An 11,879-nucleotide genomic window follows, 5' to 3' on the forward strand; every position below is an offset into this window, starting at 1 on the left:
AAACAAACAAATGCGCGACTTGGCGCTTAACTTGAACAATGTAGCGCACCATCGCCTAGAATGCATGCAGACGTTGCGCGAGGGGGAATGCGCAACCGGGGAAATGCATGAGGGGGAATGCATGCTAGGTCTTGACCACGAACCAGTCGTGACACCATCGACGGCGCACACACTCGCGCCGCCACCACCACTGCCGACCGGCCAACTCCGCGCCGAAGCGGTACCGCAGGCGCACAAGGACCAGCCGATGCCACTGTTGAAAGTGCTGCTCCCGGTGGTCATGGTGGTCGCCATCGGCGCGGTGATGGCGCTGATGGTGATGTCGGGGCGCACCGTGAGCCCAATGATGCTCATCTTCCCGGTCATGATGCTCTTCGGCATGGTCACCATGTTTTCGCCACAGGAGCGCCAGGGCGACATCGACGAGACGCGCCGGGTCTACCTACGCCACTTGGACGCCCTCGCTCACCGGGCACGCAGCAACGCTGAGGTTCAGCGCGAGCACGCTGAATACCTTCACCCGGCGCCGAACGCTCTGCTCACGGCGGTGCCTGCGGAGCGTGTCTGGGAACAGTACGCCGCCTCGCCGTACGCGCTGCAGGTGCGCATTGGTGTTGGCGCGGTGGCACTGCATACCCCAATCGAGGTCGACGACCCTGGCTCGCCCGAGGACCTCGACCCGGTGTGCGCGGTGAGCCTGCGCAGGACGGTCGCCGCGGTGAACACGATCCAAGAGATGCCGATCGTGGTGGCGCTCAATGCGTTTCCCGTGATCACGATGGTGGGGCCGCGTGCGGCGGAGGTCGCGCGCTCGATCGTTGCCCAGCTGGCGTTTTTCCACGGCCCGGAGCTCGTCGGCATCGACGCCGCCCAGGCACCGAGCGAATTCGAGTGGGTGAAGTGGCTGCCGCACTCCGCCACGCCGGAAGCGGCCGAGTTCCAAGTCATACTTCTCGACGCCACCACCCACCCCTCCGTGATCTCCTTCAGCACCAGCGCCGCTAGTAGTGAGAACGTGTGCGTGCTCGTCATCCACTCGGACCCGGACTGGCTGGTGGACGAGGATGCGTTCCACCTGGTCTGCGACGACGAACTCCACGCACTGACCGGGATGGGCCTGGAGTTTCTGGGCAGGCCCGACAGGATCGGTGTTGCGGAGGCGGAGCTCATCGCACGTCAGCTGGCGTTCTACCGCCGCCCCGAACAGCTCAGCGCCGAAAGCGCCTCCCACGGCGGCAAGCTGCTGCCGATGCTCGGCATCAGTGACATCGCTGAACTGGACGAGCACACCATGTGGACCGGGCGCGAGGGCACCCGCCAGCGCCTCATGGTCCCGATCGGCTCGACTGCCCAGGGCCAGGCCCTCTACCTGGACCTGAAAGAGTCCGCCCAGGGCGGGATGGGCCCACACGGGTTGTGCATCGGTGCGACGGGGTCCGGAAAATCGGAACTTCTCAGGACGCTCGTGGTGGCGCTTGCCGCCACGCACTCGCCGGAGGAGCTCAACCTCGTGCTCGTGGACTTCAAAGGCGGCGCAACGTTTCTCGGCTGCGAGTCCTTGCCTCACACCTCGGCGGTCATTACCAACCTGGAGGACGAATCCATCCTGGTTGAGCGCATGTACGACGCCATCTCCGGTGAGATGAACCGTCGCCAGGAGCTGCTGCGCAAGGCGGGGAACTACGCCAATATCACCGACTACACCGCGGCCAGGCTCGCGGGCGAGGACCTCGCCCCGCTGCCGGCGCTGGTGATCATCCTAGACGAGTTTTCTGAGTTGCTCAGCCAACACCCGCACTTCGCTGACCTGTTCGTGGCCGTCGGCCGACTTGGCCGCTCGCTGGGCGTGCACCTGCTACTTGCCTCCCAGCGCTTGGAGGAGGGCAAGCTGCGCGGGCTGGACTCGCACCTTTCTTACCGTATCGGCCTCAAGACGTTCTCCGCGGCCGAATCCCGCCAGGTGCTTGGCGTGCCGGACGCGTACGAGCTACCCAGCGAGCCCGGCGCGGGCTTCTTGTCCACGGGCTCAGGCGACTTGGAGCGTTTCCGCGCGGCGTACGTGTCGGGACCGCTGGAGCGCGCCCGCGGCGTGACCAGGCGCGAGGCGGCCGTGGAGGTTCGCCTGTTTCACGGGTGGGAGCCTCCGCCGGTGGAGGACGCGAAGGAGAGTGCCGGCGTCGATACTGATGTGACCACGACGTTGCTGGCGGCGGTCGTCGAGAAGTCGAGGGAGGTGGCGGATGCACTGAGCATGCGGGCGCACCAGGTGTGGCTGCCGCCGCTGCCTGCACAGATTGAGCTTTCGCAGGTCTACGGTGGCAGCGAGACGCTGCCGAAGCTGCAGGCGATCATCGGGGTGATTGACGAACCGATCAAGCAGCGTCAGGTTCCGCTCGTGCTGGACTTGTCGGTCGCGGGTGGTCACGTGGCGCTCGCGGGCGGGCCGCAGACAGGCAAGTCGATGGCGGTGCGCACGATGGTGGCGTCGCTCGCGTTGCGGCACACCACGGATGAGCTGTGCTTCTACATTATCGACGCCGGCTCCGGCGACTTCAGCGATCTCGCCGAACTGCCGCATGTGGCGGGTGTTGCGCAGCGCACGGACGAGGAGCGCGTGCGCCGCGTCGTCGACGAGCTGGTCGAGATGCTCGACGACCCGCAGCGGCGCACGAAGCGCCACACCGTGTTGATTGTGGACGGCTGGCACACGTTGCTCGCACCGGATGCGAAGACGGAAGACTTGCGTGAACCGCTGACTCGTCTTGCTGCGGAAGGCCCGGCTGTGGGCATTCACCTGGTTGCGACTACGCAGCGTTGGAACGCGATCCGCGCGAACGTCCGCGACGTGATTGGCACGAGGATTGAGCTGCATCTTACTGAACCGATGGACTCGGTGATTGATAGGAAGGTGCAGGCGAAACTTCCCGCGCTGCCGGGCCGCGGCATTACCGAAGAAGGGGCGTTCATGCTGGTCGCGCACACCTCCGCGCAGGACGTGGCACACGTCCGTGCAGCGACGCAGGGTCAGCCTCCGGTGCCACGCCTGCGAGTGTTGCCGAACCACGTGGAGGTTGCGGGCCTGCTCACCGCTGGTGGGCAGCGGCTGCCACTCGGCGTCGGTGGACCCCGACTTGCACCGCTGTGGAGCGAGTCTGGCCACCTGCTGGTCATCGGTGCGAGCGGTGCTGGCAAGTCCACAGCGATTGCCTCGGCCATCACCGCGATTGAGGCGATGGGCCGTGAGCAGGCCCGCATGGTGATTCTGGACGTGCGCCGCGCGCACCTCGGGCGGGCGAACCCGGACATGGTGGCGGCCTACGCAGCCTCTACCAGCGCCGTCGACGAGGCGGTCAGTGCGCTGATCACCACGCTGCGCGGCAGGCTACCCGGGTCGGATGTGACCCCGCAGCAGCTCGCGCAGCGTTCCTGGTGGGAAGGCCCGGAGCTCTATCTCGTCATCGACGACCTCGAGCTCGTCCCGGAGGACACCCTGCGCGAGCTGGCCACGCTGTTCCCGCACGCCCGCGACATTGGCCTGCACGTGGTGGCCGCCCGCAAGTTCGGCGGAGTATCGCGCGCCATGTTCGGCAGCTTCCTGTCCTCGCTGAAGGACCTGTTGCCCGACGTCGTCATCCTCGACGGAACCAGGGACGAAGGCGCGCTCTTCGGAGTGCGCCCAGCCCCGCAGCCGCCCGGCCGAGGCCTGCTCGTCCAATCCGGCGAGGCCCGAGGCCTGGTCCAAGTCGCTGCACCCTACTCCGAAGGAGCCACCCTATGAAACCCGATCTCCGCATCACCATGACGCCCACGAACACCGTGTTCACCGGCGCCGCCAACGTCCACCGTTTTGACGGCCCCGGCCCACGGGAAGTCGCGCAGTACGTGCGTGGCCTGTTCGGGCCAGATCCGGGCGGCGCCGTGATTCAGATCGCCGCGAGCCCCGAGGACCTCGATCAGTTTGAGCAGGCCATGAGCGGCTACGACGTCACCATCACCGGCGAGCCCCTCGAAGTGGAAGTCGATCCACCGACTGAGGAGCAGCCCGCCATCACCGCCGAAGACCTTTCGCCACGCCGCGCGTGGTGGCCGTTCGCCGCGCTTGGCGCCGCAGTGGTTGTGGTCGCAGCAATCTGCGGGTTCGTGCTCTTTCGTTTCTTATCGACGCCCTCTTCGCCCACGTCCGCCCAGGCTTCAGAAGGGGCGACATCGACCACTGTGCTGCACAGTCAACCGACGGCCTCGCGGGAGTCAACAAGCCCCTCTCCTTCTGTTGCGAGCGAGCCTACCGCCGTGCGAATCGCGCAGGACGGACTTGCGATTGAGCTGCCTCCCGGGTTCCAACTCGCGCAGCACGAGCAGGGGTGGATGGCAACAGGCGCCGACCCCGACATGCGCGTACTGATCTCCGCAGAGAACCGCTACACGCTGCCGCCCGAGCAGTTCGTAGCGCAGCTGCTCGGGGGTATCGAGCGCGACCCCGAGCTCACGCTCGTGGATCACAACCTCCACGCCGTGACGTACCGCGAGACCGCCCCCGGAGGAGCCGAAACTCTGTGGCGAACTTGGGCGCAGGATTCTTACCAGCTTTTCGTGGCGTGCCAGACGCGGCAGGCGCCCAGCAGGGTGCAGCAGGCGACGTGTCAGATGGCCTTCGACACCGCCGAATTCACGCCACCGACAGGAGAGGGGTGAGGCAAACTCGCAGCATAACCGTGGTGGGAGGGTGGGGAGAAAAGTTTCTTCAACATTGAGGGAACCGGAGCGCCAAAACGTGCGTCCAACTATATGAACAGCTTGGAAGGCTGTCGTTACAACCAAGACACAGTACCTAGTAGGGGGATTGAACATGGAACAGTTCAGAACAGAAGCCGACGTCATGCGCGCAACTGCCGACCGGGCAGATGACACCAACGCAAACGTCAACCGAGAAATCGACCGCGTGCAGCAGGTCGCGGAGTCCACGCGCAGCTACTGGGTGGGCAATGCGCAGCGCAGCTTCGATGACCTGATGGTCCGCTACGACGACGCGCAGCGACGCCTCTCCGAAGCGCTGCGTGACATCGCGAACAACATCCGCGACAACGCCAAGAACTACGAGAGCACCGACGCTACGAACACCGACAACTTCCGTTCGCTGTCCGGTTCCGCGGGCTTGGCTCTCTAAAACGCTCCCAGCGGTTCTCAGCAGACACAACGACCATCTTCCGAATGTAAAGGGACATACTCATCATGCAAATCAAGTACGACTTCGCTCAGATCGCCAACGCAGCTGAAGACATGCGCTCGTCGGCGACCCGCATCACCAGCCAGCTCAACGAGCTGAAGCAGATCATCCAGCCGATGGCGCAGACCTGGGAGGGCACCGCAGCGTCCGCGTACCAGGCGCACCAGGCGAAGTGGGACCAGGCCGCAGAGGATCTGAACACCATTTTGAACCAGATCGCCAGCACCGTTGAAGACGGCAACTCCACCATGCTCGCGGTAAACAATGCCGCGGCAAACAGCTGGGGATAACTACACAGAAGCTTGCTGAACAGCAAGGCGCCAGGGGGAGCGTCTTGCTGTTCAGTGCTTTGTGCTGTAAAGTTTGCAGCTTGTGTGCCGTGCTGCTTGTCGGGTCTCCACCGGCCGCCGTCTGAGCGGGATACAGCGCACAGTTTTTATACGTTATGGCCGGCAGCCAACTAGACAGACTTGAAGGAGTCATGCATGTCTACTTACCACCCAAAGAGCGGTGACATTACCCGTAAGTGGTACGTCATCGACGCCACGGACGTGGTCTTGGGCAAGCTTGCGTCGACTGCAGCGGATATCCTGCGCGGCAAGCATAAGCCACAGTTCGCACCGAACGTTGACACCGGCGATCACATCATCGTGATCAACGCCGAGAAGGTCCACATCTCCTCGAACAAGCGCGATCGCGAGATGCGCTACCGCCACTCCGGCTACCCGGGTGGTCTGACTGCTATGACGCTTGGTCGTGCGCTCGATGAGCGTCCGGACCGCGTTATCGAGGAAGCTGTCAAGGGCATGATGCCGCACAACAAGCTTTCCCGCGAGTCCATCAAGAAGCTTCACGTCTTCGTCGGCTCCGAGCACCCATACGAGGCTCAGAAGCCGGAAACCTACGAGTTTAAGCAGGTGGCACAGTAATGGCTGATCAGAACAACATTGCAGCTGAGACCGACATCGACGCGGCAACCGCGGCGACGGAAGAGTTCAACTACACCATCGGTGACGCTATTGCTCCAGAGGTCGAGGAGGCCCAGGACACCGTTGAGGTTGCACCGCTGCACGAGGGCCCAATCCAGACCGTTGGTCGTCGTAAGCGCGCAATCGCTCGCGTGACCGTCGTCGAGGGCGAAGGCAAGATCACGGTCAACGGCCGTGAGTTCGAGGACTACTTCCCGAACAAGCTGCACCAGCAGGACATCCTGCTGCCGCTGACCCTGCTCGAGCGCGAGGGCCAGTTCGACATCAAGGCAAACATCAAGGGCGGCGGCCCAACCGGTCAGTCCGGTGCGCTGCGTCTGGCGATTGCCCGTGCACTGAACATCTACAACCCGGCTGAGCGCCCAACCCTGAAGAAGGCTGGTCTGCTTACCCGTGACGCTCGTGCGGTCGAGCGTAAGAAGGCTGGTCTGCACAAGGCCCGTCGTGCACCGCAGTACTCCAAGCGTTAATCACTACGCTGGTTGTATCATCAACCGCCCCCTGGCACTGGCCGGGTGGGCGGTTGTTGTTTTTGTATAGCTGTCGGTAGTGCATAATAAACAGCATGACTCGATTGTTTGGAACTGATGGTGTCCGAGGTCTCGCCAATGAGCGACTGACGGCGTCGTTGGCACTGAAGCTCGGTGCCGCCGCCGCGACCGTACTAACGAAGGACCGTGAGTCCTCGAAGCGCCGCCCGACGGCGCTGATTGGCCGCGACCCACGCGTGTCCGGCGAAATGCTTGCGGCAGCGATGGCTGCGGGCATGGCGTCGAAAGGCGTGGATGTCCTGCGTGTCGGCGTGATTCCTACTCCCGGCTTGGCGTACCTCACTGATGACTACGGTGCGGATATCGGTGTGATGATCTCCGCGTCCCACAACCCCATGCCGGATAACGGCATCAAGTTTTTCTCTGCGGGTGGCCACAAACTGCCTGATGAGGTCGAGGACGAAATTGAGAGGGCTCTCGACACGCTTGAAGAAGGCGGGCCAACCGGCACCCGTATCGGCCGCGTGATCGAGGAGGCGCCGGACGCGCAGGATCGTTACCTGGCGCACCTCAAAGAGGCGATGAGCACCAGCCTGAAGGGCATCAAGGTCGTTGTAGACTGTGCGAACGGTGCGGCGTCCGAGGTTGCCCCGAAGGCGTACGAGGCCGCCGGTGCCGAGGTTGTGGCGATCTACAACGAGCCGAACGCTTTTAACATTAACGATGGCTCCGGTTCCACTCATATGGACAAGATCCAGGCAGCCGTCGTCGAATACGGTGCTGATCTTGGCGTGGCACACGACGGTGATGCGGACCGCTGCCTCGCCGTCGACGCCGAAGGCAACATCATCGACGGTGACCAGATTATGGCGATCTTGGCCTGCGGCATGAAGGCCGAGAACAACCTGCGCGACAACACGCTCGTAGCCACGGTCATGAGCAATCTGGGACTTACCCTCGCCATGGAGCGCGAAGGCATTGCACTGAAGCAGACCGCGGTGGGCGACCGTTACGTTCTCGAGGAGCTCAACCGTGGGGACTTCTCGCTTGGTGGCGAGCAGTCCGGCCACATCGTTGTCCCGGAGCACGCCACGACTGGCGACGGCACGCTGTCCGCGCTGCTGCTGATGGAACAGATGGCGGAAACCGGCAAGAGCCTCAAGGAACTCGCACAGGTGATGCAGGTGCTGCCACAGGTACTCATCAACGTGCCGGTGTCGGAGAAGTCCAAGATTATGAGCTCGCAGGAGGTGCTGGCTGCGATCGATGAGGCCGAGGAAGAGCTCGGGCACTCGGGTCGCGTGCTGCTTCGTCCTTCCGGTACTGAGGAGCTGTTCCGCGTCATGGTGGAGGCCGCCGAGGAAGAACAAGCCCGAAAGGTGGCGGGTCGCCTCGCAGCAGTCGTTGCGGCAGTGTAGAGTCCGTTGGTAAGAAATTTGGCCTCGCGGGGAACCGCGGGGCCGTTGGGGGAGTCTAACTAAGAGAAGTAGTTAGAACTGTCGGTGGTGAGCCGACGTGGATTTTGGGGGAAATTTTGAACATGGTGAACACGGTAAACACTGTGCACAACAAGGGCGTCAGCCTCAACGTTGACGCGGTGCGGTCATATTTTGCCGACGCCATCTCCGCCTACGAAGACACCGCCACGGACTTTGCCCGCCAGCAACCAGACCTGGGTGCGGACGACTTCGGTGCCGGTTTTGCCTTGCAGGGCCAGCGCATCACGGCGGCGATGCAAGCGGTCTATGCGGACTCGCTCCGGTTGTTGCAGGAGCGAACGCAGCAGTGGGAGGGGATTCGCAGCCTTGCACAGGAGGTCCGCGACGCTGACGAGGACGCCACCGATGGCATTTCGGGGGTGGGTTCCGCATGGTAACCAGCGACGTTGTCGAACAAGGGGTGCAGCGCTTCTCTCAGTCAGTTGCGACGGCCCCAGCCCTGGAGGGGCCTGAGCGCGACCAATTGCAGGCACTAGCGAAGGAAGTCATTCGGGAGCTGCAGGCCACCCGCTGCCAGGACCTACGCGGCTTCCACCAGGTCGGTGTCTCGCTGTTACAGTTCAATTGTGACGCCGTGGGCTACAGGTTTTCGTTGAAGGCGCCTTGCCAGGATACGCCGGGCAGTAAAGAGTGGTTTGAGCAGATCGGCGTGGGGTCGCGGGAGCGATGCTCGGCAGATTCGGAGACGCAGCACTTTACACGCCTAAATGAGCTGGGAAGCTCGATTACCTCGTGCTGCAGCGCTATAGATGACGTCAAGAAGACGTCCAACCTGGCGGTGGAACAGTTCGTGGTCCTTGCGCACTCGCACCTTGAGATACTTGCGAAGCTTGGAATCGCCACCCTGATTCGCCCATTGGTGCAGGTCGTAATTGATGCGATGCGGCAGGCGAGCCAGACAGCGAAAGAATGCAACGTGGCTGTCGCTGAGTGCCTCGATGCGATCGCGGTGTGCGTGGAGGAAGCACAACAGCCTTGCAGTCAGGCGCCCGGCGGAAAGCCAGCTGGAAGTGCGCCTGCTGCGGCGCCAGCGACGGCTGCGCACGCAGCCGGAAGCACCTCGACTGCCAGCGCGAGTGTTGCCGCACCACCTTCCGCCCCAGCACCAGCACCAGTGCCTGCCCCTGCTCCTGTGCCGCCGGCACCGCCGCAGCCGTGCGAGCGCCTTGTTTCTCTGGAGAGCGTCGGCACGCAGTCCGCGTCAGCGGCACTGGCAGGTGCGGCAGGGATCAACGTGGCCTTTAACTTCGACGTCGATGTGCATGTTAACGCGCCCATCGAGGCCGTGACACGCGACGCAGCGGCGTTGTTCGCACCGGTACAGGAGCAGTGCGACGCTGCGCAGGCGTTCACGGGCGCGTTTGCACAAACGGGCGCGGCCGTCGTCATTGAAAGCATCAACGTCTTTGCAGCAAATATCGACGCGGCCTGGCAGTGCGCGACGGAGGCTGTGGAGGTGCCGTGTGACGTCGCGGAACCAACACCACCGGCACCGCCGGCACCCGAGCCCGCTCCTGCGCCGGAGCCTGCACCGGCAGTCGACGAAAACGGTGTGTTCGTGCCACCTGAGCAACTCGGCGAGGTGGAGCAGCCACCAGTGCCGGCCGAAAAGCAAGCGATGACGGCACCGGCGGCAGCAGAGACGTCATCAGAACAACACGCTGAGCAGCAGCCAGTCGATACAGACCCGGCTGATGCTTGGGGCGTCAAGAAATTGGGGGAATGGTAAATGGATTTTTCAAGGTTTGCAGCAGAGTACCGTCAGCGCACGGCGATGCGGATGGAGAACTTTGAAAAGATGATCGCTGAGCACCATCGCCAAATGGAGATGATGCTTACCGAGCAGCGAAGGGCCGCCGCGCTTGGCTACAAACGCCAACCTGTTGTCATTCCACAGGGCGGCGAGCGGTTGTTCCCATTTCGCCGCCCGCCGCAGGGCGGAATCGCGTCGATCCGTACCGAGGCACGCCCCAACGCCCCGGAGGCACAGTGGGAGATGAAGCGTGCTGGTCAGCCCGGCACGTTAGAAGAATGAGAAGAGGCTGTCGTCCTTGGTGAGGCCCGCCAGCTCAGCGAGGTCCTCACCGGTATAGGACGTGACGTTCTTTCCTTCGGCGTCCGGCTCGGAGTAGGAGGAGTACTTCTTCTCCCCGGCTAGCTGGTGCAGGAGGAACCCGGTGAGTAGGCCGCGCACTGTGGTCTGCAGGGAGGCGCTCGACTTGCCCAGGCCGAGCAGACGCTTGGTTAGCGTGTCCTCCGAGAAGCTCTGTTGCTCGCCTTTCTTGACGCTGCGGTAGGCCACCTCGCCTGCCCAGTTGTATGCGAGCTTGGCGGGGTTGCCTGGATCGAAGAGTGAGTCGCCGTCCTCGCCGGGGCCGATGATGAGCCCTGGGCGAAGCGCGCGGCGAGCCGCCTCTACTGCGGAGGGCGCCACATTCGCCGGGTAAATTGCGGCGACTGCCTGCACCTTCGGGTTTTCTACCGCGGTGAGTACGGCAGCGCCGCCGCCCATGCCGTGGCCAACGACGCCGAGGCGCTGTGGGTGGATGCTAATCTTGCCGTTCCCGAGGCGCACCCCAGTCAGGATTTGCAGGGCGGTTTCTAAATCGGCGGCGAAGCCAGCGTGGTCGGGGCGCCACCCCTTTTCTGTATCTGGCGCAGCGACCGCAATGCCCCAACTGGCCAGGTGGCGAAGTGTACCGTGGTAGTCGTCGACACTCTGGCGCCAGTCGTGGCCGAAGGCGACGGCAGGGAGGTTCTTGCCCTCTGCAGGCGTGTACACCTTGCCCGGCAACCCGGTGTACCCGAGATCGCCCTCTAGCACCTTGTGTGGGCCTCGTTTGGACAGTTCAGCTAACTTCTTCAATTTCGCAGACACGCAACCTACCCTACTTGAATTCTGCAGTACTGAAATAGCGCTTCAGCGTTTTTGTGGTTTAGGGTTAGGGGCCAGATCGAGACAGGGCCGAGATTCAGCCTGATGGAGCCGCGCGGAAGGAGCAAGACATGCTTGGAGCGTTGTCCTTTGCGTTTATTGATTCCATCAACGTGTTGTTGATCGGGGTTATCGTGGCAGTCGGGGTGGTTGCCTCCCAAGCGAAACGGCAGTATGCGAAGATCACGGCGCTGCTCATTGCTGGCGACTGGCTTGGGGTGGCGAGTCTCGCGGCGGTGATGCTGTTTGTGTTCGACGGCCTCGGTCCGGTGGTGCAAACGTTTGTCGAGGGGCCCATTTTCGGGTGGCTCCTCATCGCTACTGGTCTCCTGACCGCGGTGCTGGCGCTGCGTGGGGGAGATAACCACGCGTTGATTGAACGGGTGATGCGCCCGCTACGCGCGCCGAATGCGTTGACCGTGCTGACCGGGTTCGTGCTGGGGATCGTGCAGTCGGCGACGTCGTTTCCGTTCTTCGGCGGGCTCGCGGTGCTCTCCGCGACGGGCATCGATACCGCGACGAAGTACAGCTTCCTGGTGCTCTACGCGACGGTCGCGCTGTCCCTACCCACGCTGTGCGCCCTGCTGGTCGGTTGGGTACGGGCGAAGCCGGACTCGTTGGCCGGGCGTGGTTTCGCGTGGGCGCGCTCACACCCGGATACGGTTGGTTTGACCGCGACGTGGGCGGTATCGCTGCTGCTGGGTGTAGTCGGCGTGGCGCATTTGCTGTGATCGTTGTTCA

The 11,879-nt window shown here is 63.3% G+C and carries 12 protein-coding genes; 11 read left to right on the plus strand and 1 reads right to left on the minus strand.

What is annotated here, in order from left to right:
• Positions 1–121 precede the first annotated feature (121 nt).
• The 10 genes from eccCa to KBX13_RS02965 all read left to right on the plus strand — a co-directional run bounded on the left by eccCa (position 122) and on the right by KBX13_RS02965 (position 10,238).
• A complete protein-coding gene (gene eccCa, locus KBX13_RS02920; RefSeq protein ID WP_256020633.1) occupies positions 122–3,778 on the plus strand; it encodes a type VII secretion protein EccCa in 3,657 nt (1,218 codons plus the stop codon).
• Positions 3,775–4,692, plus strand: a complete 918-nt coding sequence (locus KBX13_RS02925) for a type VII secretion-associated protein (RefSeq protein WP_256020635.1) — start codon at positions 3,775–3,777, stop codon at positions 4,690–4,692. Before eccCa ends, KBX13_RS02925 begins: the two co-directional genes overlap by 4 nt.
• 154 nt (positions 4,693–4,846) lie before the next feature.
• Positions 4,847–5,164 (plus strand): WXG100 family type VII secretion target, encoded by a 318-nt coding sequence (locus KBX13_RS02930; protein WP_071567367.1) that lies wholly within the window; start codon positions 4,847–4,849, stop codon positions 5,162–5,164.
• Between the two features lie 65 nt (positions 5,165–5,229).
• Positions 5,230–5,514, plus strand: a complete 285-nt coding sequence (locus KBX13_RS02935; protein ID WP_070477587.1) for a WXG100 family type VII secretion target — start codon at positions 5,230–5,232, stop codon at positions 5,512–5,514.
• 195 nt (positions 5,515–5,709) lie between these two features.
• Complete coding sequence (gene rplM, locus KBX13_RS02940; protein WP_070363053.1) at positions 5,710–6,153, plus strand: 50S ribosomal protein L13; 444 nt, start codon at positions 5,710–5,712, stop codon at positions 6,151–6,153.
• The gene (rpsI, locus tag KBX13_RS02945; protein ID WP_256020637.1) at positions 6,153–6,683 is read left to right on the plus strand and encodes a 30S ribosomal protein S9; all 531 of its coding nucleotides are present in this window, start codon (positions 6,153–6,155) and stop codon (positions 6,681–6,683) included. Before rplM ends, rpsI begins: the two co-directional genes overlap by 1 nt.
• A gap of 95 nt (positions 6,684–6,778) precedes the next feature.
• A complete protein-coding gene (glmM, locus tag KBX13_RS02950) occupies positions 6,779–8,122 on the plus strand; it encodes a phosphoglucosamine mutase (RefSeq protein WP_070363051.1) in 1,344 nt (447 codons plus the stop codon).
• Positions 8,123–8,244: 122 nt separating this feature from the next.
• On the plus strand, positions 8,245–8,580 hold the full coding sequence (locus tag KBX13_RS02955; protein ID WP_070477591.1) for a hypothetical protein: 336 nt from the start codon (positions 8,245–8,247) through the stop codon (positions 8,578–8,580).
• Positions 8,574–9,932: a hypothetical protein gene (locus KBX13_RS02960; protein WP_256020638.1), complete on the plus strand. Its 1,359-nt coding sequence runs from the start codon at positions 8,574–8,576 to the stop codon at positions 9,930–9,932. Before KBX13_RS02955 ends, KBX13_RS02960 begins: the two co-directional genes overlap by 7 nt.
• Complete coding sequence (locus tag KBX13_RS02965; RefSeq protein ID WP_256020640.1) at positions 9,933–10,238, plus strand: hypothetical protein; 306 nt, start codon at positions 9,933–9,935, stop codon at positions 10,236–10,238.
• On the opposite strand, the gene KBX13_RS02970 is transcribed toward KBX13_RS02965, so the two are convergent.
• Positions 10,227–11,081, minus strand: coding sequence for a dienelactone hydrolase family protein (locus tag KBX13_RS02970; protein ID WP_070363047.1), 855 nt, complete (start codon positions 11,079–11,081; stop codon positions 10,227–10,229). The genes KBX13_RS02965 and KBX13_RS02970 overlap by 12 nt on opposite strands.
• A gap of 128 nt (positions 11,082–11,209) precedes the next feature.
• On the opposite strand from KBX13_RS02970, the gene KBX13_RS02975 reads away from it, so the two are divergent.
• Complete coding sequence (locus KBX13_RS02975) at positions 11,210–11,869, plus strand: GAP family protein (protein WP_256020642.1); 660 nt, start codon at positions 11,210–11,212, stop codon at positions 11,867–11,869.
• Positions 11,870–11,879 lie beyond the last annotated feature (10 nt).

This window comes from Corynebacterium sp. CCUG 51687 (assembly GCF_024453995.1).
Classification (GTDB): domain Bacteria; phylum Actinomycetota; class Actinomycetes; order Mycobacteriales; family Mycobacteriaceae; genus Corynebacterium; species Corynebacterium pseudogenitalium.